At 71.7% G+C, this 24,735-nt stretch carries 20 protein-coding genes and 1 pseudogene; 10 read left to right on the forward strand and 11 right to left on the reverse strand.

All coding sequences use genetic code 11. The features are described from left to right. Positions 1-386 precede the first annotated feature (386 nt). From ACWEFL_RS18795 to ACWEFL_RS18810, 4 genes are all read left to right on the forward strand, one after another. Positions 387-977 carry a nucleotidyltransferase family protein gene (locus tag ACWEFL_RS18795; RefSeq protein WP_451713820.1) on the forward strand — a complete coding sequence of 197 codons (591 nt, stop codon included), beginning with the start codon at positions 387-389 and terminating at the stop codon, positions 975-977. A gap of 168 nt (positions 978-1,145) precedes the next feature. Further along, positions 1,146-2,774 (forward strand): malate synthase A, encoded by a 1,629-nt coding sequence (gene aceB, locus ACWEFL_RS18800; RefSeq protein ID WP_451713617.1) that lies wholly within the window; start codon positions 1,146-1,148, stop codon positions 2,772-2,774. Positions 2,775-3,100: 326 nt separating this feature from the next. Then, positions 3,101-5,389: an ATP-binding cassette domain-containing protein gene (locus tag ACWEFL_RS18805; RefSeq protein WP_451713619.1), complete on the forward strand. Its 2,289-nt coding sequence runs from the start codon at positions 3,101-3,103 to the stop codon at positions 5,387-5,389. A 378-nt stretch (positions 5,390-5,767) separates the two neighbouring features. Next, a complete protein-coding gene (locus ACWEFL_RS18810; RefSeq protein ID WP_451713621.1) occupies positions 5,768-6,742 on the forward strand; it encodes an alpha/beta fold hydrolase in 975 nt (324 codons plus the stop codon). A gap of 369 nt (positions 6,743-7,111) precedes the next feature. On the opposite strand, the gene ACWEFL_RS18815 is transcribed toward ACWEFL_RS18810, so the two are convergent. The 9 genes and pseudogenes from ACWEFL_RS18815 to ACWEFL_RS18855 all read right to left on the reverse strand — a co-directional run bounded on the left by ACWEFL_RS18815 (position 7,112) and on the right by ACWEFL_RS18855 (position 15,213). Beyond that, complete coding sequence (locus ACWEFL_RS18815; RefSeq protein ID WP_451713623.1) at positions 7,112-8,062, reverse strand: fibronectin type III domain-containing protein; 951 nt, start codon at positions 8,060-8,062, stop codon at positions 7,112-7,114. A 146-nt stretch (positions 8,063-8,208) separates the two neighbouring features. Next, entirely contained in the window at positions 8,209-10,341 is a 2,133-nt protein-coding gene (locus ACWEFL_RS18820) for a HEAT repeat domain-containing protein (protein ID WP_451713625.1), read from the reverse strand. A gap of 207 nt (positions 10,342-10,548) precedes the next feature. After that, positions 10,549-10,839: pseudogene (locus ACWEFL_RS18825) on the reverse strand (helix-turn-helix domain-containing protein); the annotation flags it as partial. An 81-nt stretch (positions 10,840-10,920) separates the two neighbouring features. After that, the gene (locus tag ACWEFL_RS18830) at positions 10,921-12,297 is read right to left on the reverse strand and encodes an 8-oxoguanine deaminase (protein WP_451713628.1); all 1,377 of its coding nucleotides are present in this window, start codon (positions 12,295-12,297) and stop codon (positions 10,921-10,923) included. Between the two features lie 85 nt (positions 12,298-12,382). Next, positions 12,383-13,357: a factor-independent urate hydroxylase gene (pucL, locus tag ACWEFL_RS18835; protein WP_451713631.1), complete on the reverse strand. Its 975-nt coding sequence runs from the start codon at positions 13,355-13,357 to the stop codon at positions 12,383-12,385. Between the two features lie 8 nt (positions 13,358-13,365). Continuing rightward, positions 13,366-13,764 (reverse strand): hydroxyisourate hydrolase, encoded by a 399-nt coding sequence (gene uraH, locus ACWEFL_RS18840; RefSeq protein ID WP_451713634.1) that lies wholly within the window; start codon positions 13,762-13,764, stop codon positions 13,366-13,368. A 25-nt stretch (positions 13,765-13,789) separates the two neighbouring features. Continuing rightward, the gene (gene uraD / locus ACWEFL_RS18845) at positions 13,790-14,344 is read right to left on the reverse strand and encodes a 2-oxo-4-hydroxy-4-carboxy-5-ureidoimidazoline decarboxylase (protein ID WP_451713637.1); all 555 of its coding nucleotides are present in this window, start codon (positions 14,342-14,344) and stop codon (positions 13,790-13,792) included. A gap of 204 nt (positions 14,345-14,548) precedes the next feature. Next, positions 14,549-14,869, reverse strand: coding sequence for a helix-turn-helix domain-containing protein (locus ACWEFL_RS18850; RefSeq protein WP_451713822.1), 321 nt, complete (start codon positions 14,867-14,869; stop codon positions 14,549-14,551). A 74-nt stretch (positions 14,870-14,943) separates the two neighbouring features. Beyond that, complete coding sequence (locus ACWEFL_RS18855; RefSeq protein ID WP_451713640.1) at positions 14,944-15,213, reverse strand: hypothetical protein; 270 nt, start codon at positions 15,211-15,213, stop codon at positions 14,944-14,946. 478 nt (positions 15,214-15,691) lie between these two features. Here ACWEFL_RS18855 and ACWEFL_RS18860 point away from each other — a divergent pair, with 478 nt between their 5' ends. Continuing rightward, entirely contained in the window at positions 15,692-16,513 is an 822-nt protein-coding gene (locus tag ACWEFL_RS18860; protein WP_451713824.1) for a hypothetical protein, read from the forward strand. Between the two features lie 36 nt (positions 16,514-16,549). Next, on the forward strand, positions 16,550-17,065 hold the full coding sequence (locus ACWEFL_RS18865; RefSeq protein ID WP_451713642.1) for a GNAT family N-acetyltransferase: 516 nt from the start codon (positions 16,550-16,552) through the stop codon (positions 17,063-17,065). A gap of 100 nt (positions 17,066-17,165) precedes the next feature. Here the strand turns inward: ACWEFL_RS18865 and ACWEFL_RS18870 are convergent, their stop codons facing one another. Both ACWEFL_RS18870 and ACWEFL_RS18875 read right to left on the reverse strand, forming a co-directional pair. Next, a complete protein-coding gene (locus ACWEFL_RS18870) occupies positions 17,166-18,788 on the reverse strand; it encodes an AMP-binding protein (RefSeq protein WP_451713645.1) in 1,623 nt (540 codons plus the stop codon). Next, a complete protein-coding gene (locus ACWEFL_RS18875; RefSeq protein WP_451713648.1) occupies positions 18,785-20,464 on the reverse strand; it encodes an AMP-binding protein in 1,680 nt (559 codons plus the stop codon). Before ACWEFL_RS18875 ends, ACWEFL_RS18870 begins: the two co-directional genes overlap by 4 nt. Before the next feature lie 99 nt (positions 20,465-20,563). Between ACWEFL_RS18875 and ACWEFL_RS18880 the strand changes: the two genes are divergently transcribed. The 4 genes from ACWEFL_RS18880 to lysA all read left to right on the forward strand — a co-directional run bounded on the left by ACWEFL_RS18880 (position 20,564) and on the right by lysA (position 24,605). Continuing rightward, positions 20,564-21,394 carry a response regulator transcription factor gene (locus ACWEFL_RS18880; RefSeq protein ID WP_451713650.1) on the forward strand — a complete coding sequence of 277 codons (831 nt, stop codon included), beginning with the start codon at positions 20,564-20,566 and terminating at the stop codon, positions 21,392-21,394. Positions 21,395-21,798: 404 nt separating this feature from the next. Next, positions 21,799-22,446 (forward strand): LysE family translocator, encoded by a 648-nt coding sequence (locus ACWEFL_RS18885; RefSeq protein WP_451713653.1) that lies wholly within the window; start codon positions 21,799-21,801, stop codon positions 22,444-22,446. A 268-nt stretch (positions 22,447-22,714) separates the two neighbouring features. Beyond that, positions 22,715-23,209, forward strand: a complete 495-nt coding sequence (locus ACWEFL_RS18890) for an SAV_915 family protein (protein WP_451713656.1) — start codon at positions 22,715-22,717, stop codon at positions 23,207-23,209. Between the two features lie 52 nt (positions 23,210-23,261). Further along, the gene (gene lysA, locus ACWEFL_RS18895; RefSeq protein ID WP_451713658.1) at positions 23,262-24,605 is read left to right on the forward strand and encodes a diaminopimelate decarboxylase; all 1,344 of its coding nucleotides are present in this window, start codon (positions 23,262-23,264) and stop codon (positions 24,603-24,605) included. The last annotated feature ends 130 nt before the right edge of the window (positions 24,606-24,735 follow it).

Below are 24,735 nucleotides of genomic sequence, written 5' to 3' on the forward strand. Positions count from 1 at the left end.
CGGACGGAATTCGAGATGTCGGTTGTACGACATCCACCCTCCGGCGCCGCCCCTGACGGCGAGGACCGGCACACCGGCAGGGCCCACCGCCGGGCGGCACCCGCCCCTCTCCAGGCCGACGGCGCCCCTCCCCCGCCCGGTCGCGAGGGGCGGCGGGCGGCCGTCGACCACCCCCGGTTCAGCCATGTCTGCGGTAAGGAGTCTCTATGACGCATCCCATCGCAGAGCCATCGAGCGACCCCTCGGCCGAACCGTCGGCCGAACCCTCGGCCGAACCGTCAGGCGAGCCGTCGAGGGGAATCCGGAACGAGTCGCCTGGCGGACTGCCGTACGAACCGCCGGGCGAGGCGCGGCAAGCGCCGCCGGAGGGATCCCCGGGGGAGCCGGTGGTCGCGGGACTGCTGCTGGCGGCGGGCGGCGGGCGGCGGCTCGGCGGCAGACCGAAGGCGCTGCTGCGGCACCGGGGCCGCCCGCTGGTCGAGCACGCGGTCCGGGTACTGCGCGAGGGCGGCTGCGAGCCGGTGCATGTGGTGCTGGGCGCGGCGGCCGACCGGGTACGGGAGGAGACGGCGCCGGCGGGGCTCGCGGCCTGTGTGCTGGTCGACAACCCCGACTGGGAGGAGGGCATGGGCTCGTCCCTGCGCGCCGGCCTCGATTCCCTCGCGGGCTCCTCGGCGGACGCGGTGCTGGTCCTCCTGGTCGACCAGCCGGGGATCGGCGCGGCGGCGGTGGCCCGCGTCCGGTCGGCGTACGGCTCCCGGAGTGCGCTGGCGGCGGCCGCGTACCGGGGCGAGCGCGGCCATCCCGTCCTGTTCGGCGCGGACCGGTGGGCGGATATCGCGCGGAGCGCGGAGGGCGACCGGGGAGCCCGCGCCTATCTGCGGGAGCACGCCTCGTCGCTCGTACTCGTCGAGTGCGGGGACGTCGCCGAGCCGTACGACATCGACACGGCGCGGGATCTGAACCGTCTGGAGTGAGTGGGTCAGGAGGGAACGGGTCAGGGCCGAGCGTCCGCGCCGCAAGGCCCGCGTCCCGGTGTGCCCGGCTCCGGTTTCTCGATATCAACAGACCTTGAACTTCCACGATGAGGAAACTAATATCCATTTTCTACCGCTTGCCTCGTCCGCTGAAGGAAGTGACAGCTCATGTCCGCACCAGCGCAGCCGCCGTCGGCCGTCGTCGTCGAAGCCGAGCCCCTGCCCCGGCAGGAGGAGGTGCTGACCGAAGCCGCCCTCGCGTTCGTTGCGGAGCTGCACCGGCGTTTCACCCCGCGCCGCGACGAATTGCTCGCCCGCCGCGCCGAGCGCCGCGCCGAGATCGCCCGTACCTCGACGCTGGACTTCCTCCCCGAGACGGCCTCGATCCGCGAGGACGACTCCTGGCGGGTCGCCCCCGCGCCCGCGGCCCTCGACGACCGCCGGGTGGAGATCACCGGCCCGACCGACCGGAAGATGACGGTCAACGCGCTGAACTCGGGCGCGCGGGTCTGGCTCGCCGACTTCGAGGACGCCTCCGCCCCCACCTGGGAGAACGTGGTCCTCGGCCAGCTCAATCTGATCGACGCGTACGAGCGCCGGATCGACTTCACGGACGAGCGCACCGGCAAGGCGTACGCCCTCAAGCCCGACGGCGAGCTGGCGACGGTGGTGATGCGCCCGCGCGGCTGGCACTTGACCGAGCGTCACCTGCGTGCGGAGGACGGCACCGCGATCCCCGGCGCGCTGGTCGACTTCGGGCTCTACTTCTTCCACAACGCACGGCGGCTGCTGGACCTCGGCAAGGGCCCGTACTTCTATCTGCCGAAGACGGAGTCGTATCTGGAGGCGCGACTGTGGAACGACGTCTTCGTCTTCTCGCAGGAGTACGTCGGCATCCCTCGGGGCACCGTCCGCGCGACCGTCCTGATCGAGACGATCACCGCCGCCTACGAGATGGACGAGATCCTCTACGAGCTGCGCGACCACGCGGCCGGGCTGAACGCGGGCCGCTGGGACTATCTGTTCTCCATCGTCAAGAACTTCCGTGACGGCGGCCCCGGGTTCGTCCTCCCGGACCGCAACGCGGTGACGATGACCGCGCCGTTCATGCGGGCGTACACCGAACTCCTCGTCCGGACCTGCCACAAGCGGGGCGCCCACGCCATCGGCGGTATGGCGGCCTTCATCCCCTCCCGGCGCGACGCCGAGGTCAACAGGGTCGCCTTCGAGAAGGTCAAGGCCGACAAGGACCGCGAGGCGGCCGACGGCTTCGACGGCTCCTGGGTGGCGCACCCCGACCTGGTGCCGATCGCGATGGCCTCCTTCGACGCCGTCCTCGGCGAGAAGCCGCACCAGAAGGACCGTCTGCGCGAGGACGTGTCCGTCGCGGCCGGTGACCTCATCGCCGTGGACTCGCTCGACGCGAAGCCCACGTACGACGGACTGCGCAACGCCGTCCAGGTCGGCATCCGCTACATCGAGGCATGGCTGCGCGGCCTCGGCGCGGTCGCCATCTTCAATCTCATGGAGGACGCGGCGACCGCCGAGATCTCCCGTTCCCAGATCTGGCAGTGGATCAACGCGGGCGTCGTCTTCGAGAACGGCGAGCGCGCGACCCCGGAACTCGCCCGTGAGATCGCGGCGACGGAGCTCGAAGCGATCCGCGCCGAGCTGGGCGACGAGGCATTCGGGGCGGGCAACTGGCGGCAGGCCCATGATCTGCTGCTGAAGGTGGCGCTCGACGAGGAGTACGAGGACTTCCTGACGCTCTCCGCCTATGAGCAGCTGACCGGCTGATTTCCACCCTCTTCCCCCGCGTCCGGGCCCGTCCCCCGGGCGCGGGGGCCGCCATGACGCGCGCATGGGCGGACCGCGGGTCGCCGTCGTGGGCGGCGCGGGCGTACGGAGCGGGCACGGGAGCGCGGCGGGGGCGGGGGCGAGCATCGGTGCGCGGCGGGGGCGGGAGCGAGGTGGGGGCCGGGGTCGGGGTCGGGCAGGCTGCCGGGAGCCACGGTCCGCGATGAGTTCTCGTAGGCTCGGGGGTCTGCCTCCCCGCGGGTCGCCTTCGGCCGGTGACCGGGAGGCCCGCGCCGTCGCCAGTACGCCAGGAAGAGGGAATCCCCATGTCCACTGCCGGGCCCGGCAGTCAGCCGTCCCCCGCCGACAGCCACACCGTGATCCAGGTCCGAGGAGCCCGTGAGAACAACCTCCGCGATGTCGACATCGATCTGCCCAAGCGTCGCCTGACGGTCTTCACCGGAGTCTCCGGATCCGGCAAGTCGAGCCTGGTTTTCGGCACCATAGCCGCCGAATCACAGCGGCTGATCAACGAGACCTACACGGCGTTCATCCAGTCGTTCATGCCGAGCCAGGGCCGCCCCGACGTCGACGGACTGCACAATCTGAGCGCCGCCATCGTCGTCGACCAGGAGCGCATGGGCGCGAACTCGCGCTCCACGGTGGGCACCGCCACCGACGCGTACACCATGCTCCGGATTGTCTTCAGCCGCCTCGGCACCCCGCACATCGGCACCTCCGGAGCCTTCAGCTTCAATGTGCCCGAGGGCATGTGCCCCCGGTGCGAGGGGCTCGGGCAGGTGTCGGACATCGACATCGACCAGATCGTGGACCGGGAGAAGTCGCTGAACGAGGGGGCGATCCTCGTTCCCGGCTACGCCGTCGACTCCTGGCCCTGGTCGATCATGGTCGCCTCCGGCTTCTACGACCGCGACAAGAAGCTCGCCGACTTCACCGCCCAGGAGTGGGAGGACTTCCTCCACAAGTCGGCCGTCAAGGTCAAGGTGGGCAACAACAACTTCACCTACGAAGGACTCGTCACCAAGATCCAGCGGAGCTGGCTGGTCAAGGACCGGGAGGGGCTGCAACCCCATATCCGGGCCTTCGTCGACCGCGCGGTGGTCTTCACCGACTGCCCCGAGTGCGAGGGCAGCCGGCTCAACCAAGCCGCCCTCTCCTCGAGGATCGACGGAGTGAACATCGCCGAGTGCTCGTCGATGCAGATCAGCGACCTCGCCGCCTTCGTCCGCACCATCAGCGACCCCGGAGTCGGGCCGCTGCTCGCGAGTCTGCGCCAGCTCCTGGAGTCCCTGGTCGAGATCGGGCTCGGCTATCTGAGCCTGAACCGGCCCGCCTCCACGCTCTCCGGCGGCGAGGCGCAGCGTGTGAAGATGGTGCGCCACCTCGGCTCCAGCCTCACCGATGTGACCTACGTCTTCGACGAGCCGACCATCGGGCTGCATCCGCACGACATCCAGCGCATGAACGAACTGCTGCTCCTTCTGCGCGACAAGGGCAACACCGTCCTGGTGGTCGAGCACAAGCCCGAGGTGATCGCGATCGCCGACCATGTGGTGGACCTCGGTCCGGGAGCGGGCGAGGCGGGCGGCGAGATCTGCTTCAGCGGCGACGTCGCCGGACTGCGGGCCTCCGACACGCTCACCGGTCGTCATCTGGAGCACCGGGCGCGCCTGCGCGGGACGGTCCGCACTCCGCGGGGACAGCTGTCCGTCAAGGACGCGGATCTGCACAACCTCAAGAACGTCAGTGTCGACATCCCCCTCGGAGTCCTCACCGTCGTCACCGGAGTCGCCGGCTCCGGCAAGAGTTCGCTGATCCACGGCTACCTCGCCGACCGCGAAGGGGTCGTCGTGGCCGACCAGTCGCCGATCCGCGGCTCCCGCCGCTCCAACCCGGCGACGTACACCGGTCTCCTCAACCCGATCCGCACGGCTTTCGCCAAGGAGAACGGCGTCAAGGCCGCGCTCTTCAGCGCCAATTCGGAGGGCGCCTGCCCGAACTGCAATGGGCTCGGACTCGTCTACACCGACCTCGCGATGATGGCGGGGGTGGCCTCGGTGTGCGAGGAGTGCGAGGGCAAGCGGTTCACCCCGCAGGTGCTCACGTATCTGCTGCGCGGCAGGAACATCAGCGAGGTGCTGGGCATGTCGGTGGCGGAGGCGTACGAGTTCTTCCCCAGCGGACAGGCGCACGCCATCCTGGGCCGGCTCAGCGATGTCGGCCTGGGGTATCTGCGGCTGGGCCAGCCGCTGAACACGCTCTCCGGCGGCGAGCGCCAACGGCTCAAGCTCGCCATCCACATGGCGGAGAAGTCCTCGACGTACATCCTCGACGAGCCGACCACCGGTCTGCACATGGCCGATGTGGACAAGCTGCTCGCCCTCCTCGACCGGCTGGTCGACGAGGGGAACACGGTCGTCGTCATCGAGCATCACCAGGCGGTGATGGCCCACGCCGACTGGATCGTCGACCTCGGTCCCGGCGGTGGGCACGACGGCGGTCAGGTCGTGTTCACGGGTACGCCGACGGATCTCGTGGCGTCGTCGGACACGCTCACGGCGCAGCATCTGCGCCAGTACGTGGGCGCGAACTGAGGGCGAGCGGCTCCGGGCCTCCGGCGGGGGCCCGAGGCCGCTCGCTCACGGAGGCGCTCGCTCACGGAGGCGGCGGGCCGGTCCGCGGGAACGCTCCTGCGGGCCGGCCTTTCCGGCTGCCCGGCTGCCTGTCCGCCGTCCGTCCAGGGGAGGGCGCGGGAGCCGTGGCCCGGCGGCCCGGCGCGTGGTTACGGCGGGGCCCGGCGCGTGGCCACGGCGCAGGTCACCCGACCGGGCTCTCCCCGTCACTCTCTCGCTACAGGAGAGGTGCGTGACGGGTCCGGCCGGAAAACGCTGAGGATCGACCCCCTCCCCCCACAGAAGCGAGAGACACCCATGACCGTGTCCACTCCCATCCGGCGCCCGAACCGTCGCCGTGTGTCCCGTGCCGGCGCACTCGCGCTGGCGGTCGGCACCGCGGCGCTCACCGCCGGCCCCCTCATAACCGCCGACCCCGCCATAGCCGATCGGAACACCGGAGGTGCGGGCACCGCCGGCAAGGCCAGGCCGACGGTGGTGCTGGTCCACGGCGCGTTCGCCGACGCGTCGAGCTGGAGCGGGGTCGCCGAGCGGCTCATGATGGACGGCTACAAGGTCATGGCACCGGCCAACCCGCTGCGCAGCCTCACCGGCGACGCCGCGTACACGGCGAGTGTGCTCAAGAGCATCGACGGCCCGATCGTGCTGGTGGGCCACTCCTACGGCGGCGCGGTCATCAGCGCCGCCGCCGCAGGGAACCCCAACGTCAAGGCCCTGGTGTACGTCTCGGCCTTCATGCCCGACAAGGGCGAGACCCTCGGCGCACTGGCCGCGAAGTTCTCGGGCAGCGAACTGCAGCCCGCGCTCGCCTCCGTGCCGTTCACCGACGGGACGACCCGCGGCACCGACCTCTACATCAAGACCGACAGGTTCCACAGCGTGTTCGCGGCCGACCTGCCCCGGTCCATGACCCGGCTGATGGCGGTGGAGCAACGGCCCATCGCGAGCGCCGCGTTCGAGACGAAGGCCACGGCCGCCGCCTGGAAGGACATTCCGTCCTGGTCCGTCGTCGCCAAGAAGGACAAGGCCATCGCGCCCGATCTGGAGCGCTTCGAGGCCAAGCGTGCCCGATCGCGTGTGGTCGAGGTCGACTCCTCCCATGTGGCGATGCTGACCCACCCCGGTGTCGTCGCCAGGACGATCCGCGACGCCGCGGAGAAGAGCGCGTCCGGCCCGGTCAAGGGCGCCGCCCCGACCGAGAACCGTTCCCGCGCGATCGCGCTCGCCGGGGTCGGCGGCGCCGCGGGCGTGGTACTGGCCGCGTGCGCGGCGCTCGCCGTGACCGGCTACCGCCAGCGGAAGAGCCGCGGCTGAGACCGACGACCCCGCGGCAGCCGGGTCCGGCGGTGGCCCATCGGGACAGCGCAGGCGAACCCGGCCGCTCCCGCCCGGCACACGCGCCCGGCGGGGCACGGGAGACAGGAGCTTCGGCGCTGTGACCGGAGGCGGTCCGCCGACGAACGCCCCCGGTCACAGCTCTCGGGGCTGTCCCGTCATCCTGGCGGGCGCACGGGGATGGTCACCCGCTCCCCTCGGCCCGGCGGCCAGGGGAGGCGGTCCCGCCGCAAGGCCGCGTCGCCGGATCGCCCGCACACGCGCCCCACGAGGACGGACGGTCTTCCGCCGTGCGGCGCACCGCGTGCGACATCGTGCGTCGGTCCGCCGGGGACGACGGGACGGCTCTCAGCGGACGACCACCGTCCGCTGCGCCGAGAAGTCGCCCCACTTGCCGTCGGGGAGCTTGGCGCGAAGCTTGACGCTGTAACGGGTGCCGGGCGGATCGGTGACCGTCATCGTGTAGTTCGCCTTGCCCGTCGGGGGTTCGGCGCCCCACACGATGGTGGTCGCCAACTTCCCGTTGAGATACAGCTCATGGGTTTTGATCGGTCCGTCGGCGCGCGGCGGCAGCCAGGTCAGGTCGATGCTGCCCTTGCGGACCGCGGCGCTGAGGTCCGTGGGGGCGGTGCTGGGGCCCTTGCCCGCGGCGGCGGGGGTCGTCAGATCGACCGTGTTGCTGTCCGGGGACGAGTTCTCGGCGACATCACGGGCCCGTACGGTGAAGGTGTAGACGGTTCCGGGACGCAGCCCGGTGACGCGGGCGGTCGTCTCGGTGCCGGAGACACTGTGGATACGGGAGTCCTCCTGGTAGACGTCGTAGGAGGTCACCTCGGTGTCGTCGGAGGACCTCCCCCAGGTGAGGACGACCGCACTGCCTCCGTCGAGCTTGCCACGGAGTCCGGTCGGCCGGGTGGGGGCCTTCTTGTCGTCCGGCGTGGGGGCCGGAGTGGTGACGGCGATCGCGGGGCTGTGCTCCGAGAGATTCCCGGCGGCGTCGCGGGCCCGTACGGTGAAGGTGTACGCGGTTTGGGGGCTGAGCCCGTCCACGTCGACCATGGTCTTGTCGGCGGGCAGGCTCTTGACCTTCTTCTCCTTCTGGAACACCTCGTATCCGGCGACGGACGTGTCGTCGGTGGCGGGCTTCCACATGACGTGGACGGAAGTGGCGCTGCCCGCCTGGGCGGTCACGCCGGACGGTGTGGTGGGGGGTTCGGTGTCCTTCTCCTCACCTCCACAGGCGGCGAGGAGCAGTACGGCCGCGCAGACCAACGCGGCGGTTGTGGGGGGACGTTGCACGATCGGGCCTCCGCGGGCGAGGGCAATGGTCCAGACCAATATGGCCGGATCTGGCCCCGACGGCAAGAGCTTCGTACGCACCGATCGACGACCCCGCCGGTTCACGGCACGGCCGCCGACCGCCCTTCGTGCCGGACCGGGAGCGGTCAGCCCGCGAGCAGCTCTCTCGCCGCTGCCCGGAATCGCTCGTCCGCCCGGATGATCTCCGGGTCCGCTCCCGAGGTCACGACCCGCAGATCCCGTTCGGCCAGGGCTCTCAGCCGGTCCGTCTCATCGGCGGACAGGCCCTCGACGCCGATGGCCCGCAGGGCTTCCAGCGCGGTCGACGAGTCGGTGTCCAGTTCCGCGGCGGTCAGGAGCATATCCGCCGCGCCCTTCGGTGCGTCGGCTATCGCGTGCAGCGCCAGGATCGCCGTCGGCGCATGTTCGGGTCTGGACAGCAGGGTCTCCAGCGCGGGGACCAACGGCCGGGCCGCCGGGCCGAGTTCGGCGGCGGCGCGGGCGCTGCTGCGGACGGCCCATCGCATCCACATGCCGTCCGCCGCCTCGGCCATGACTCCGCCGAGCACCGTCAGCGTCTCGTCCGCCTCGCCCGTCAGCCGCCACAGGGCGAGGGCGATCTCGGCATCGGTCTTCATGACGGGTTCGGTCCGGTTGACGCCCAGGGGCGTCAGAGCCGAGCGCAGATACGGGACCAGGACGGCGCCCTCCGCGCCGAGTGACCCGGCCGTACTCGGGATTCCGGAGCGCACCTCGTCCCCCAGCGCCTCCTTGAGCGCGCTCACCAGCGGGCCGGTCTCGCCGGTCAGCGCGCGCAGGGCTTCGGCCGCCGCGTAGCGGTCCTCGGCGGACCCCGAGTCGGCGGCCCGCCGCAGCAGAGCGGCCGTCCGGTCGCGGTGCTCCGGCGGGCAGACCGCCGCGAGCGCCCGTGCGTAACGGGACGGGGACCGGTGGAACAGAGCGGTCAGCTCGGGCAGCGCGGCCGACGCGCGGGGGCCCCAGCTCGCCAGCAGCCCGGTCAGCCGCCCCGGTTCGGCGCCCTCAAGGCGCTCGGCTCCGGCGATGGCGGTCAGCTGGATCCGGATCGCGTTGAGCAGCTCCGGCGCGTAGGGAACCGGGGCCGGGGTGCGGAGGCCCGGTATGCCGGAGATCGCCGCGAGCGTACGGGATCGGTCGCCGAGGTCGCGGGCGAGCAGCGGGGCCGCCTGCTCCGGGTCCAGCCGGGCGAGGACTTCGAGCGCCCGGTCGGCCAGTTCGCCCCCGGCGGCCGCGAGAGCGGCCAGCGCGGGCGCGCCCGGCGCGGCGTGGCCGCCGAGCTTGTCGAGGACCGGCAGCAGCGAAGCGGTATGGGTGAAGGAGGGATCGTTGAGCAGCGAGAGCAGCGCCGGGGCCAGCCTCGGGGGCGCGCCACGGGAGATCAGACAGGCGTGCTCGGCCGCCCACAGCGCCTCGCCGCGGGCGTCGGGATCGGTGAGGCGGAGCGCGGCCTCGATCAGCTCGTACGCACCGGCGCGGTCGTCCGCCGTGTCGCGGTACAGCAGTTCTTGGACGATGTGGCGCAGCGGCTCGGTCCGGTACTGGTCGAAGCGGCCGGAGACCACCGGATCGGCGGGGAGGAGAGAGAGCACGGTGTCGCGGTGGGCGGAGGACCAGGGCAGCCCGGCGTCCAGACAGGCCATCACGGCGACGATGCGCAGTTCGGCCGGCTCGTCGTCGGCGAGCGACGCCGTGGCCGTCGCCGCCGTGCCGACGGGGTCGGTGTGCGCGAGGGCGGCGAGCAGTTCGGCCCGCACGCCGGGCTCCCGTTCCTCGGCCCAGCGCCGCCGCAGCGCGGGCAGGGTCGAGGTGTGCTCGGTGCGCCCCGCGGCCCATACCGCGGCGCGGCGCACCGCCGGGTCCTCGGCCTCGGAGAGCGGCAGGATCAGGGGGAGTTGGGCCGCGACGGCGGCCCGGCAGGCGCCCGGCAGCGGCAGCCGGAACTCGTCGGTGCTCTCGGCGATCGCTCCGAGCAGGACCAGCAGATCACCGGTACGGACTCCGGCGGCGGCCAGCCGCGCCAGGAACGGCACGGCCTCCACGGTCGCGCCGTACACCGTGCCCTGGTGGATGACGCTGCCCCACAGTTCGTCGAGGGCTTCGGACGACTGCTCACCGTCGCCCGCGAGCCCCCGCAGCATGTCGGGAATGTCCTCCGCGTCACCGTAGGCGTGCTCCAGTCCGGCCCAGCGCACGCCGTCCAGTTCCGCGAAAATCCGGTCAAGATCCATGTTCCAGAGCATGGCACGAGGGTCTGACAGTGAGGATGCACGCGGCACAGCCCGGGTTCTGACTCCGGGTCCGACGGGCGCTTCGGCTGTCTGTGCGTCGGATCGTCGGCCCGCGGGTGATGTCGCCGCGTGCGCTTGAGTGCACGATCTCTCAGTCGGCGGATCGTGCCCTCGGCCGGCGGATCGTGACGCTTCCCCGACGCCGCCCGCGGTCGAACCCGATGCACGGAATGTGCGCCGGGACGCCGACGGGTCGACCCCCGCCTCCGCCGCCAGGTGCCTCCGCAGCGAGGTGGTGGCGGTGGCGGTGGCGAAGCCGGCCTCGTGGGCGACCCGTTCCACCGGCAGGTCGCCGGACTCCAGCAGGTGCCGCGCCCGCCGCAGCCGCTGCTGGGCCGGCCAGCGGCCGGGGCTCGGACCGATCTCCTCGCGGAAGCGCCGGCGACCGAACCCCTCGCGGAAGCGCCGGGCGAAGGTACGGGTGCTCATCGCCGCGTGTGCGATGAGCTGGGCGCTCGAACCGCGTTCGCGTGGGAACCACGCTCCCGTACGCCTACCACCCCGCGCTGACGCCGTGTTCGCGACCGCCGCTCAGCCGCGCCCCGCGATCCGTGCGAGACGCCGGGCCTGCTCCCGCGTGGCACGGGCGACGGCGTCTTCGTCCACCGTGGTGAGGCGGCCGTCCTCGACCACGGCCTTCCCGCCGACGAGGGAGAGCGTCACCGGGGCGGGCGCGCCGAGGACCAGAGCGGCGACCGGGTCGGCGATGGAGGCGTGGGCGAGCGTGTCCAGCCTCCAGAGCACCAGGTCGGCGAGCTTGCCCGCCTCCAGCGAACCGATCTGCGCCGCACGGCCGAGTATCCGCGCGCCGCCGTAGGTGCCGAGACGCAGGGCCTGACGGGTGGTCAGGGCTGCCTCGCGGTGGGTCCCGAGGCGGTTGACGAGCAGGGCGTTGCGCAGTTCGGTGTGGAGTTCGCCGGACTCGTTGGAGGCCGTGCCGTCGACGCCGAGGCCGACGGGGACGCCTGCCGCCAGCATGTCGGGGACGCGGGCTATGCCCGCCGCGAGCCGGGCGTTGGAGGACGGGCAGTGTGCGACGCCCGTTCCGGTGCGGGCGAAGGCGGCGATGTCGGAGTCGTTCATATGGACGCAGTGGGCCATCCAGACGTCGTCGCCGAGCCAGCCGGTGGAGTCGAAGTAGTCGGTCGGGCCGACGCCGAACAGTTCCTTGCAGAATCGCTCCTCCTCCATGGTCTCCGAGCCGTGCGTGTGCAGGCGTACGCCCTTGCGCCGCGCCAGTTCCGCACCCTGGCGGAGCAGTTCGGTCGATACGGAGAAGGGGGAGCAGGGGGCGACCGCGATCTGGGTCATCGCGTCGAACGAGGCGTCGTGGTGTCTGTCGATGGTCTCCTCGGTGGCGGCCAGGGCGGCGTCGAGGGATTCGACGGCGAAGTCCGGTGGCAGGCCCCCGTCCGACTCCCCCCGGTCCATGGAACCCCGCGCGAGGGTGAGGCGGACGCCCAAGTCGCCCGCCGCGCCGATGATCGCGCCGGAGAGGTCGCCCGAGTTCCGGGGATACACGTAGTGGTGGTCCATCGCGGTGGTGACTCCGCCGCGGGCCATCATGGCGAGGGAACCCTGCGCGGCCGCGCGGACCATCGGCTCGTCGATACGGGCCCAGGTGGGGTAGAGCGCGACGAGCCAGTCGAAGAGGTTGTGGTCCGTGGCGAGGCCCCTGGTGATCCACTGGTAGAAGTGGTGGTGGGTGTTGACGAGGCCGGGGGTGGCGAGGTGGCCCGCGCCGTCGATCCTGCGGACCACGTTCTCCAGTCCCTGTGGGGCGTCGCCCGCGCCCACCGACTCGATCCGGTTGCCGGCGACGACGAGATGCCCGCGGGCGTATTCGGTGTCATCGGCGTCCACGGTCGCGATGGCGCAGTTCTCGATGACGGTGCGCGAAACGGCCATGGGGGTCCTTGTCTCTGCTGGAGTGCGGCCGCGGTTGCCCGGTTTCGTACCGCGGCCCGTACGGCGGGGTGGACACTCGGCGCGGTCACGGATAGGTCAGGTCGACCGGGATCGCCTGCTCGGCGCCGTCCCGCAGCACGGTCGCCTCGATCAGGCCGTAGGGGCGGTCGGCGGCGAAGTAGACCTCGTTGTCGTTCCGGAGGCCGAACGGTTCCAGGTCCACCAGGAAGTGATGGTTGTTCGGCAGCGAGAACCGGATCTCGTCGATCTCGGCTCGGTGCTCGATGACCCGCGCCCCCATCTCGTACAGGGTCTGCTGGAGCGAGAGGGAGTACGTCTCGGCGAACGCCTGGAGTATGTGCTTCCGCGCCTCCTCGTACACGAGGTCCCACGCGGGCGCGGGATCGTCGTCCGAGGTCCAGCGGTAGCGCCACCGCGCGGACACATCGGTGGCGAGGACCCGGTCGTGGGCTTCGGCGAGCGTGGTGTACGGGTCCTTGACGTACCCCCGGAACTCGGAGTCCGTCGAGTTCAGCACCGTGAGGTCCTTGAGCCCGGAGACGACCTGCCAGCTCGCGCCGTCGTAGGTGATCTGGCTGACGCGGGTCTCCCGCCCCTCGCGCACGAACGAGTGCCCTCCCTCCGCCGCGCCACGGGACCGGGGGCCGTCCGCGCCCTGGGACCGGGGGCCGCCGCCCGAGGGCGCGATGCGCTCCCAGGCGTACTCCTCGATACGGATCCGGGCCCGGTGGATCGGCTCCTGAGAGGTGACGAAGTGGCGCGCCAGACGGATGCCGAACTGTTCGGCGGACTCGATTCCGTGCTCCTTGGCGAACGCGTACACCGTGTTCTTGGTGGTGTCGGTCGGCAGGACGTTGGTGTTGGAGCCGCTGAGGTGGACGTCCGCCATGTCGCCGCTCAGCGCGACGGAGACGTTGAGGTCCTTGATGTGGTGGACGTCGCCGTCCCGCGTGATTCTGACGACGCGGTTCTCGGCCTTGCCGTACTGGTTCTGTCCCAGCGTCACCGGGCGGGCGGCGGGTCGGGAAGTCGCGGTCATGGGGACTATCAGCTCCCTCGGTAGACGGTGTAGCCGAACGGACCGAGCAGCAGGGGTACGTGGTAGTGCTCGCCCGGCACGACGGCGAAGGCGACCGCCACCTCGGGGAAGAACACTCCGGCCGCCGCGCCGTCCCCCACCTCGGGGGCGTCCTGCCGCGCCTCGGCCCGCCCGGTCAGGAAGTACGCCTCGGTCCCGAACTCCAGGCGTACGCGCGTGGCAGCGGCCGGCAGCGCCGGAAGATCCCGGCAGCGTCCGTCCTCGTCCGTCGCGGAGCTGCCGAGCGCCGTCCAGGGTGCGCCGGTTCCGGTTCGGGCCGACAGCAGAACGGTGACGCCGACGGCGGGGCGTCCGGTGGCGGTGTCCAGGATGTGGGTGGACACCGAAGCGGTGGTTTCCCTGCTCATACGCTCTGTTCCTCTGCCTGTTCCGCTACTTGTTCCGCTGCGGGTACGGGCCGTCCAGGAGACGGGTCAGCCGGATGCGGTTGATCCTGCCCAGTTCGGTGCGGGCGGTCTCCCGCTCCCGCCGCGGCGTGTTGCCGAGCCGGGCCTTGAGCGCGTCGCGCAGCTCATCGCCCGTCAGGCCGGTGGCGCAGATCAGGAAGACATGGCCGAACCGGTCCTGGTAGGCCAGGTTCAGTTCCCGCATCTCTTCCTTGAGAGCGTCGGGGGCGCGGGTCATCCCGCTCTGTTCGCGGGAGGAGACCGGGTCGCCGAGGCCGGGCCGGCCGATCGGCGGGTGTCCCGCCATCGCCTCGGTCAGCTCCGCGTCCGTCAGCCGCGCCAGGGCGGCGTCACTCGCGGCGAGAACGGCCTCGGCCGTGGCGTACGGGCGGTGGGCGAGCACTCCCCTGCCCCAGGCCGCGCTGGCGCACACCTCGTGCAGCGCGATGAGCGCGTCGGTCTCCGGTGTGGCGTTGAACCGCCCGAGCCCTCCGGAGGACTCGGGCGTCCCTCCCGGAAGGCGCTGTGGTCTCGACGTCACGGGGACCTCCGCGGCTGTTTCGCTGTGCGTCGAACGGCTGCGCACAGCTAACGCGTTCGACGACAACACGTCAACACTTTGTTGAAGAATCGGCGTCGGCCGCCGTCCGGAGGGCCGGGCATGCACGCGTACGGGTACCAGGACGGGCACGGGCACAACGCGACAAGGCGACAAGGCGAGGCAGGGAGGTCCGCCGTACCGGACTCAGTCGTCCTTGGACGCGTTCTCCCTGTTCAGGTAGTTGTAGACGGTGAAGCGGCTGACCCCCAGCGCCTCGGCGACGGTCTCCACCCCATGCCGTACCGAGAACGCGCCGCGCGCCTCCAGATTCCGCACGACCAGCTGCTTCGCCCTGCGGTCCAGCGCGGCCAGCGGCATGCCGTGGCTGCGTTCCAGGGCGGCCAGGATGCGGTCGAGGGACTCGGAGAGCGGCGGCAGCCGTACGGCGAGAACGTCCTCGCCCTCCCAGGCGAGGACCACATCGTCCGCCTCCGCCTGCGCGGGGCCGACCATCTCGGCGCCCATCGCGTCGAGCAGCGGTCTGACGGCACGGGCCAGCGGATGCTCCGCCGTCTCCGGCGGAGTCGCCTCGGACGGGGTCACGGCCGCCCCTCCCCGGATGAAGTGTTCCCTGTGACCACATTGATCTGGAGGGAGATCCGTGTGGCTCCGGCCTCCAGCGAGCGGCGCACCATCGCGTCGACGGCTCCGAGCACGGCGTCCGCGCCGCCCTCGGCCGTGTTGCCGAACGGTCCGATGTCCACGGCGTCCAGCTCGGCCGCCGTGATCACCTCACGGGCGACCACCGCGTGGGCGGGCGCTTCCTCGAGGTCGAAGGGCTCGGTCGTGAACTCGACTCTCAACCGCACCGTGCCCCCATGTCATCGGATCCGACCCGCGCGTTCTCTCAGCCATCCGGCCGAGAGGACACGTCGGAACACATGCTCCCGGCAGGGCGCGAAACGCCCGGCCCACCGTGTTCCGGCCCGTTCCCTCCGGCTCGGAGAGAGACGGCTCAGGGAGAGACGGCTCGGACATCCGGCGGTCCCTCCGCGTCGCTGCGCCCCGGCCACCCGACACGACCCTAACGGACTCCCCCTCGACAGACTCCCCGCGGCGATCGGCAGAGGTGCGGGGGCAGACTCGGTGGCGTACGGTCCGGCCCGTCGGTCGGGGCTGCACACGTGGCCGACGGCCCGGCGTCATGGGCTCCGACGCGCCGGCCACGTCGATGTCGGAGAATCCGCTGAGAGGATTGTCCGAATGCTCTCCCCAACCACCGGCCGGTGGTGGACCATGGGACGACGGCAGCAGAAGCGAGCCGGGGCGACGGGAAGGGGCACTGCGATGGCCGACGCGGTGCCGGTGCGCTGTCCGTCCTGTCTGCGCGAGCATCTGTACGCGTCCCCGGTCTTTCCCTGCGAGTGCGGCGAGCCGCTGGCTCCTCCGCTGGTGCGCGGCGCCCCGCCGGAGCGGATCCTGCGGCGGACCTGGAACGACGACTGGGTGACGGTCCGCTGCGGGCACTGCGCCCGCGAAGGCCACTGGCCGCAGCCCGAACTGGGCTGCCCGTGCGGCGCGCTGCTGCGCATTCCGGTGCGCCCGGCGGGCGCCGCCGTCCCCTCCTCGACGGACGACCGCCCGCTCACCCCGCCGGGCACGCCACGGGCCGGGGTGTCGCCCAAGGACCTGCCGCCCGCCGGGATCCCGGCCCGCGCGTCGCACATCCCGCTGCCGCGTACGGCGACGAACCCGCGCCCCGCCTTCCGCCCCATCACCATCCGCACCGTCCGCGACGCCGTGACGGCGGCGGAGCTGTATCTGACCTGGCTGGGGTTCCGCGATGTGGTCCAGCAGGAGGTCCATCCGCCCGAGGCCGAGCCATCCACCCGGCTCTCCTCCTCCGTCGATCTGTACGGTCCCGGACTGATCGCCCAGGTCGAGCCCTCGACCCGGACCGCCACCCCGCGCGATGTGGAGTGCCTCTGGCTCAACGGGCTGAGCGGGGCGGCGTCCACCGTCTTCTTCTCGCTCGCGGGGTACACCGACGACGCGCGCTCCCGCGCGGACGAACTGGGGGTTCCGCTGTTCGTCATGGACCTCACGGGAAGTCCGCAGCCGCTGAACGGCGCAGCCGACGAACTCGTCGCCGCGGGCGCCGGTCCGTGACAGTGTGCCGGGGTCCGCGATACTTCACGTATGCGTATGCGTGTACGACCGGCGGAAGCCGCCGAGCTGCCCCTCCTCCAGGACATCGAACGGGCGGCCGGTGAGCCGTTCCGGGCTCTCGGCATGGGAGAGATCGCCGACGACGAACCCCCGGCGCTCGACCTGCTGGAGCACTACCGCCGGGCCGGCCGGGCATGGGTGGCGGCCGGGGACGACGACCGCCCGGTCGCGTATCTGATCCACGACGAGATCGACGGCGCCGCCCATATCGAGCAGGTCTCGGTCCATCCTGCCGCCGCCCGCCGGGGGCTGGGCAGCGGCCTGATCGACCATGTGGCCTCGCGCGCCGCGGCGGACGGCCTCGGGGCGCTCACTCTGACGACGTTCTCCGAGGTCCCGTGGAACGCGCCGTACTACACACGCCTCGGCTTCCGCGTCCTCGGCGAGGCCGAACTCACCGAGGGGCTGCGGGAGATCAGGCGTATGGAGAAGGAGCACGGCCTGGACCGCTGGCCGAGGGTGTCCATGCGCAGGGAGCTGCCGCGACCGTAATGCGGACAACACAGGACAGGACAGGGCAGGGCGGGACATGACCGGAGCGGAGCGGCTCGGGCCGGACCGCACCTGGCCGGGCCCGACCGCACCGCTCCGGTCATGCGCTGTAGCGCTCCCGCAGCTCGACCTTCCGCACCTTGCCGCTGACCGTCATCGGGAAGGCGTCGAGGACCTCCAGCCTGCGCGGGATCTTGTAGTGGGCGAGCTGTTCGCGGCAGAAGGCGGTGATGTCGTCCAGCGTCGGCGGATCGGCCGGATCGCGCGGAATCACGCAGGCGAGGATCTGCTCGCCGTACTTCTCGTCCGGGACCCCCACCACCTGGACGTCCGCGATCTTCGGGTGGCCGTACAGGAACTCCTCGATCTCGCGCGGATAGACGTTCTCGCCGCCTCTGATGACCATGTCCTTGATCCGGCCGACTATCCGCACATAGCCGTCGGGGCGCATGACGGCCAGATCGCCGGTGTGCATCCAGCGGCCCGAGTCGACGGCCTCGGCGGTCCGCTCCGGTTCGGCCCAGTAGCCGAGCATCACGCTGTAGCCGCGGGTGCACAGCTCCCCGGCCTCGCCGCGCGGCAGGGTCACCCCGGTGACGGGGTCGGTGATCTTGATCTCTATGTGCGGGAGCGCCCGGCCGACCGTGCCGGTGCGCCGCTCCAGGTCGTCGTCGGCGCGGGTCTGGGTGGAGACCGGTGAGGTCTCGGTCATGCCGTAGCAGATCGACACCTCCTCCATGTGCATCTCGGCGACGACCCGCTTCATGACCTCCACCGGGCAGGGCGAGCCCGCCATGATGCCGGTGCGGAGCGAGGTGAGGTCGTACGAGGCGAAGTCGGGCAGGTTCAGTTCGGCGATGAACATCGTGGGGACGCCGTACAGGGAGGTGCAGCGTTCGTCGGCGACGGCGCGGAGGGTGGCCTCCGGGTCGAAGGAGCGGGCCGGTATGACCATGCAGGCGCCGTGCGAGGTGGCCGCGAGATTGCCCATCACCATGCCGAAGCAGTGGTAGAAGGGCACGGGCAGGCATATCCGGTCCCGCTCGGTGTAGTCGATCATCTCCCCGACCATGTAGCCGTTGTTGAGGATGTTGTGGTGGGAGAGGGTCGCGCCCTTGGGGAAGCCGGTGGTGCCGGAGGTGTACTGGATGTTGATCGAGTCGTCACAGGACAACTGCGCCTCGCGGGCGGCGAGCTGGGCCGGGGTGACGGCGTCGGCCGCGTTCAGCAGGGTGTCCCAGGAACCGTCCTCGATGTAGTGGACGGAGGTCAGTTGCGGGCAGTCGGGCCGGACCTCCTCGATCAGGGCGCGGTAGTCGCTGGACTTGTGCCGCCGGGAGGCGCACAGCACCGAGACCCCGGCCTGGCCGAGGACGTACCGCAACTCCTGAGCGCGGTAGGAGGGGTTGATGTTGACCATGATCGCGCCGATGCGGGCGGTGGCGTACTGGACGAGCACCCACTCGGCGCAGTTGACCGCCCAGATGCCGACGCGGTCCCCCTTGGCGACGCCGATGCCCATGAATCCGCGCGCCAGCCGGTCGACGGCCGCGCCGAACTCGGCGTACGTCCAGCGCGCGCCCGTGGGAACGTCGACGAGTGCCTCACGGTCGGGGTAGGCGGCGATCGCCCGGTCGAGGTTCCGGCCGATCGTGTCGCCGAGCAGCGCGGTCGCCCCGGTGCCGTGCTCGTACGACAGCGTCTCCGTGGTGACGGTGGTCATCTGAGGTCCCCCTCGTCGTAGTCGGCGGTGGCCGGCCCTTCGGCCGAGAGCCGCCTCAGTTCGATCCGGCGGATCTTGCCGGATACGGTCTTGGGGAGTTCGGCGAACTCCAGCCGCCGGACGCGCTTGTACGGGGAGAGGACCGAGCGCGAGTGCGCGAAGAGGATCTTCGCGGTGTCCGGTCCCGGTTCCCAGCCCTCCGCGAGGACGATGTACGCCTTCGGGACGGCGCCTCGCAGCGGGTCGGGCGCGGGCACGACGGCCGCTTCCGCGACCGCGTCGTGCTCCAGGAGCGCGCTCTCCAGCTCGAACGGCGAGATCTTGTAGTCGGACGCCTTGAAGACGTCGTCGGAGCGTCCGATGTAGGTGATGTATCCGTCGGCGTCGCGCGAGCCGATGTCCCCGGTGCGGTAGTAGCCGCCCGCCATGGACTCGGCCGTGAGCTCCGGATCTCCGTGGTAGCCGGTCATCAGCCCGACGGGACGTGCCGACAGATCGAGGGAGATCATGCCCTCGGCCACGCCGGGCTCACCGGTGACGGGGTCGAGCAGTTCCACGCGGTAGCCGGGGCTGGGCCGGCCCATGGAACCGGCCTTGAGGAGCTGGCCGGGGCTGTTGGCGACCTGCACCGCGGTCTCGGTCTGGCCGAAGCCGTCCCGGATGGTGACGCCCCACTCGCGGCGCACGGTCTCGATGACCTCGGGGTTCAGCGGCTCACCGGCGGCGACGACCTCGCGCGGCGGGGTGCGCAGCGCGGTGATGTCCGCCTGGATCAGCATCCGCCACACCGTCGGCGGGGCACAGAAGCTCGTTACCCGTGCCCGCTCCATCTCCGCCATCAGCCGGGCCGCGTCGAAACGGCTGTAGTTGTGGACGAAGACGGTCGCCTCGGCGTTCCACGGCGCGAAGAGGTTGGACCAGGCGTGTTTCGCCCAGCCCGGCGAGGAGATGTTCAGATGCACGTCGCCGGGTTTGAGCCCGATCCAGTACATCGTGGCGAGATGACCGATGGGGTAGGACGCATGGGTGTGCTCGACGAGTTTGGGTCGGGAGGTGGTGCCGGAGGTGAAGTACAGCATCAGCGGGTCGTCGGATCGGGTGATGCCGTCGGGCGCGAAGTCCGCGTCGGCGCGGTGGGAGTCCGCGTACGGAATCCAGCCCTCCACCCGGTCGCCGACGGCGATGCGCGTGTAATCCCCGGGCACCTCGGCGAACTTGGGGGCGTCCTCGGACCGTACGAGGACATGGGCCGCCCGGCCGCGTTCGACGCGGTCCCGCAGATCGTGCGGGCCCAGCAGGGGGGTCGCGGGGACGACGACGGCGCGGAGTTTCATCGCGGCGAGGGCGGTCTCCCACAGTTCGTGCTGGTTGCCGAGCATCACGACCATGCGGTCCCCGGCCCTTACGCCCCGCTCGCGCAGCCAGTTCGCGACCCGGTCGGAGCGGGCGGACAGTTCGGCGAACGAGAGCCGGGTCTCCGTGCCGTCCTCGTCGACGATGTGGAGCGCGACGCGGTCGTTGTCCTCCGCGATCCGGTCGAACCAGTCCAGCGCCCAGTTGAAGTTCTCGGGTCTGGGCCAGGTGAAGCCGTCGTACGCACCCCGGTAGTCCTCCCGGTGTCGCAGCAGGAAGTCCCGGGCCGCCCGGAACTCCTCCGTCGCGCCGCTTGCCGACATGTGCCCTCCTCATTGCCACAGCACTCAGTAGCATCGTGTAATCAGTGACGTACGTCTCACCACCCCCGATCGGGGGTGGGGGAAGAGAAAGCAGGCGCGATGTCCGATCCGGCCGAGGCGGTGGAGATGCATGCCGCGCTGCTGCGGCTGCGCCGTGCGACCGGGCTGCCGGTCGTGTTCGGAGGGCTGTTGCACGACACGCAGCGACTGAGGATCGGCCAGGTCAGCGGGGCGCAGACGAAGGCGCTGCACGGGCTCGGGATCAACACGGGGAACGGCCTGGGCGGAAAGTCCATCGCGCTCTCCCGCCCGTGCGCGGTGACCGACTATCCGGAGGCGCGGCACATCAGCCATGAGTACGACGGGCCGGTCTCGGCGGAGGGGCTACGCTCGGTGGTCGCGGTCCCCGTCGTCGTACGCCGCCAGGTGCGGGGGGTCCTGTACGGCGCGCTGCGGCACGCGGTCCCCCTCGGCGACCGGATGTTCGACGCGGCGGTCGCGGCGGCGCGCGATGTGGAACAGGCGCTCGTCGTCCGCGACGAGGCACGGGAGTTGCTGGCGCTCGTACGGGAGCCGGTGGCGGGTCACGGCGCGTGGGAGGAGGTCCGCGAGGTCCACGGCGAACTGCGCTCGCTGGCCCCTCTGGTCGCGGATCCGGCGCTGCGGGAGACCCTGCTCGACGTGTGCGACCGGCTGGCCGCGGCGGGCGGGGTGACCGCGCCGGACGCCGGGCCGGTGAAGCTCGCCCCGAGGGAGCTGGACGTGCTGGCGTGTGTGGCGTCCGGCTCGACCAACGCGGCGGCGGCGAAGCGGCTGGGGCTGCGGCCCGAGACGGTCAAGGGGTATCTGCGGGGCGCGATGCGGAAGCTGGGCGCGCATACGCGGCTGGAGGCGGTGGTGGCGGCGCGGCGGGCGGGGCTGCTGCCGTGAGGGCTGCCGATGGCGCTTGCGCCGTATCGGTTCTGTCAGCCGGATCGGTCTTGTCCGCCGTATCGGTTCTGTCAGCCGGATCGGTTCTGTCAGCCGTATCGGCTCTGTCCGCTGGGCGGCGCGCGGATCGCGCCCGGTCGGGGCGGGCCGCTGCCCGGCCGCCGTGACCGGTTCCCGCGTACGGTCCGGCTCTCCCGGCCGCTCCCGTCCCCCTGCTCCCGGCAGGCGGCGATCTCGGTGTTTCGGCCGCCCGGCCGTCGCCGTATCGCACGGGTGTCGCGCCGACGCGCGTGCGGCACCGGGGCACGGGCTGTGGGCGGAAGGAGCGGCCGGAGGGGTCCGGCGGTGAAAATCCGCGGTCACGGCACTGGATCGGCCGTCGGTACCGGGGGTGTAATGGCCGGATGATATCCGCCGACCGTCTTCTCGCGTTCACCGCGATGTCGCTGCTCGTGATCGTGATCCCCGGCCCCAGCGTGCTCTTCGTCATCGGGCGGGCGCTGGCGCACGGGCGGCGTACCGCCATCGCCACCGCGTTCGGCAATGTCTTCGGCTCGTATCTGCTGGTGGTGGCCGTCGCGCTCGGGGTCGGCTCGCTCGTGGAGCGGTCCGTCACGGTGTTCGTGACGGTGAAGCTCGCGGGCGCGGCGTATCTGGTCTATCTCGGGGTGCAGGCGTTCCGGCACCGCAAGGACATGAGGGTCGCCGCCGTGGACGAGACCTCCGCCCAGCCCGCGCGAGGGGATGTGCGCACGGTGGTGGACGGGATCGTGGTCGGGGTGACCAACCCCAAGGGGATCGTGTTCTTCGCGGCGGTGCTGCCGCAGTTCGTGGATCACTCGGCGGGCAATCTGCCCGCGCAGATGCTGCTGCTGGGGCTGGTTCCGATCGGGATCGGTCTGGTCACGGACACGCTGTGGGGACTCGGCGCGGCGGCGGCCCGCAGCTGGTTCGCGCGCTCGGACCGGCGGCTGTCGATGGTCGGCGGGGCGGGCGGATTCGCGATGATCGGGCTCGGCGTGACGGTCGCGGCCACCGGGCGCGGGGACTGAACCGGCCCCGCCACAGCAGCTGTGCCCCTGTCCACTTCCGCCTCCCCATGTGATCGCACAAGCGTTCGACCAGCCGGGAGTTTCGCCGGGCCCGGCGGACCGGATCCGCTAGGAGTGCGTCAAATACCGCCCCCTCACGATCAGCGGCGCGTCATGAACCGGCCTTCCGGCCGCCGTGCGGGCATAGCTTCGAGTGCCGGGCGGCAGCGCCCGCGCCACCTCGGGCGACAGCGCCCGGGGAACTGCCCGACCACCGGCGGAGGACACCATGAGCACACTCACCCGTGAGGACGCGGACACCGCGGACCCCGACGAACTCCGCCCGGCGGGGCCGCTGTACGTGCCGGTTCGGCTCGGCTCCGCCGGAGGACGTCAACTGCGCTTCATGCGCACACCGCTCGGCGTACGCACCGCGGTGGGATTCACCAGCAGGGAGCGGCTCGCCGCCGTCCTCGGCGAGGACCAGCGGTGGATCAGGCTCGCCGCGCCCGCCCTGCGTACGCTCGCCGAACCGCTCGGGGTGACGACGCTGACGGTGGACCCTCAGCTCACCGCCCCCGCCCTCGCGCCGCAAGGGGACCCGGTGTCCGGCCGTCCCGCGCGGCCGGCGCGACCCGTGCGCCGCGAACACACCGCGCCGCCCGTACAGCCGTGCGCCCGCCGCTCCGGATGGGATCCGGAAGCCATGGGGGTACTCCGGGTGACCGGGGCCGCCGCCTTCGTCTGGTCGGCGGTCACCGCGGTCCACGCCTTTCTCGACTGACGTCGGCTCTTCGCGTACGACGTCCGCTCCCGATACTCATGGAGGTGCACGGATGACGGCGGTACCAGCGGTTCCGGTCCCTGTGTCGATACCCGAACTCGCAACGCCTTCGGTGTGGCCCGCGTCCGCCGTCCTGGCGCCCGGCGGGGACGTCGCCGTGGGCGGCGTCCCGCTCATGGAGATCGCCGAGCGGTACGGCACTCCCGCCTATGTCCTGGACGAGGAGGAGGTCCGCTCGCGGGCACGGGCCTGGCGACGGGCCCTGCCGGACGCCGACATCGTCTACGCGGCCAAGGCGTTTCTGTGCCGTGCCGTCGTCGACTGGATGGAGGGCGAGGGCCTCGGTCTCGACGTCTGCTCGGCGGGCGAACTGGAGCTCGCGGCCACGCGGGGCTTCCCCGCGGAGCGGATCGTGATGCACGGCAACGCCAAGTCGCCGCAGGATCTGCGGACCGCGCTGCGGATCGGCGTCGGCCGTATCGTCATCGACTCGGCGTGCGAGATCGCCCGGCTCGCCGCGCAGGTGCCGGGCCCGGAGGCCCAGCAGGTGATGGTGCGCGTGCTGCCGGGCATCGAGGCGGGCGCGCACCAGAAGATCCGCACCGGCGCGGAGGGACAGAAGTTCGGCCTCTCCATCGCCGAGGGGGACGCGGAGGAAGCCGTGGCCCGAATCCTCGGCCAGCCGCGCCTCGAACTCATCGGGCTGCACAGCCATCTGGGCTCCCAGATCGCGTCCCCGGAGCCGTACGCGCGCGCGGTCCGGCGCGTCGTCGCGTTCATGGCCAGAATCCGGGACCGCTACGGGATCACCCTGCCGGAACTCGACCTCGGCGGCGGCTTCGCCGTCTCGTATCTGCCCGGCGACCCGGCGCCCGCGCCCGCCGCGTACGGCCGCCGCATCCATGACGAACTGGTGCGCCGCTGCGCCGAGTTCGACTATCCGCTGCCCCGGATCACCCTGGAGCCCGGCCGCTCGATCATGGCCCCGGCCGGGATCGCGCTCTACCGGGTCCTGGCGGTGAAGCGTACGGGCGGCCGGGTGTTCGTGGCCGTCGACGGCGGTATGAGCGACAATCCGCGGCCCGCCCTGTACGGGGCCCGTTACACCGTGCGGATGGTCGGGCGGTCGTCGGACGCGCCGATGCGCGCGACGACGGTGGTGGGACGGCACTGCGAGGCGGGCGACGTCCTCGCGGAGTCGGCCGAGCTGCCGGAGGACGTACGCCCCGGTGACGTCCTGGCGGTGCCGGCCTCGGGCGCGTACCACGTGTCCATGGCGTCGGGCTACAACATGACGGGCAGGCCGCCGGTGGTGGCGGTGGCGTCGGGAAGATCGCGGCTGCTGATGCGCAGGGAGACGTTCGACGACCATCGGAGCCGGGACGTGGGCCTGTAGGGCCTCTCGTCGTTCGGATCCTGCGGGGCTCGCGTGATCCTCGCGTGATCCGAACGGAAGCCCCTGGCCGCGGTGCCTGCCCGGCTGGTGGGCCGCCGTCGCCACGGCCGTGGGGCCGTCCTCGGCCCGT

The organism is Streptomyces sp. NPDC004838 (assembly GCF_053600955.1).

Coding starts and splice junctions, on each gene's coding strand:
- ACWEFL_RS18850 (WP_451713822.1), bottom strand. CDS start 14,869: ATGGGCGCCGAGATGGTCGGCCCCGCGCAGGCGGAGGCGGACGATGTG.
- ACWEFL_RS18805 (WP_451713619.1), top strand. CDS start 3,101: ATGTCCACTGCCGGGCCCGGCAGTCAGCCGTCCCCCGCCGACAGCCAC.
- ACWEFL_RS18875 (WP_451713648.1), bottom strand. CDS start 20,464: ATGTCGGCAAGCGGCGCGACGGAGGAGTTCCGGGCGGCCCGGGACTTC.
- lysA (WP_451713658.1), top strand. CDS start 23,262: ATGACGGCGGTACCAGCGGTTCCGGTCCCTGTGTCGATACCCGAACTC.
- ACWEFL_RS18870 (WP_451713645.1), bottom strand. CDS start 18,788: ATGACCACCGTCACCACGGAGACGCTGTCGTACGAGCACGGCACCGGG.
- ACWEFL_RS18830 (WP_451713628.1), bottom strand. CDS start 12,297: ATGGCCGTTTCGCGCACCGTCATCGAGAACTGCGCCATCGCGACCGTG.
- ACWEFL_RS18885 (WP_451713653.1), top strand. CDS start 21,799: ATGATATCCGCCGACCGTCTTCTCGCGTTCACCGCGATGTCGCTGCTC.
- ACWEFL_RS18890 (WP_451713656.1), top strand. CDS start 22,715: ATGAGCACACTCACCCGTGAGGACGCGGACACCGCGGACCCCGACGAA.
- ACWEFL_RS18865 (WP_451713642.1), top strand. CDS start 16,550: ATGCGTGTACGACCGGCGGAAGCCGCCGAGCTGCCCCTCCTCCAGGAC.
- ACWEFL_RS18880 (WP_451713650.1), top strand. CDS start 20,564: ATGTCCGATCCGGCCGAGGCGGTGGAGATGCATGCCGCGCTGCTGCGG.
- aceB (WP_451713617.1), top strand. CDS start 1,146: ATGTCCGCACCAGCGCAGCCGCCGTCGGCCGTCGTCGTCGAAGCCGAG.
- ACWEFL_RS18820 (WP_451713625.1), bottom strand. CDS start 10,341: ATGCTCTGGAACATGGATCTTGACCGGATTTTCGCGGAACTGGACGGC.
- ACWEFL_RS18860 (WP_451713824.1), top strand. CDS start 15,692: ATGGCCGACGCGGTGCCGGTGCGCTGTCCGTCCTGTCTGCGCGAGCAT.
- pucL (WP_451713631.1), bottom strand. CDS start 13,357: ATGACCGCGACTTCCCGACCCGCCGCCCGCCCGGTGACGCTGGGACAG.
- uraH (WP_451713634.1), bottom strand. CDS start 13,764: ATGAGCAGGGAAACCACCGCTTCGGTGTCCACCCACATCCTGGACACC.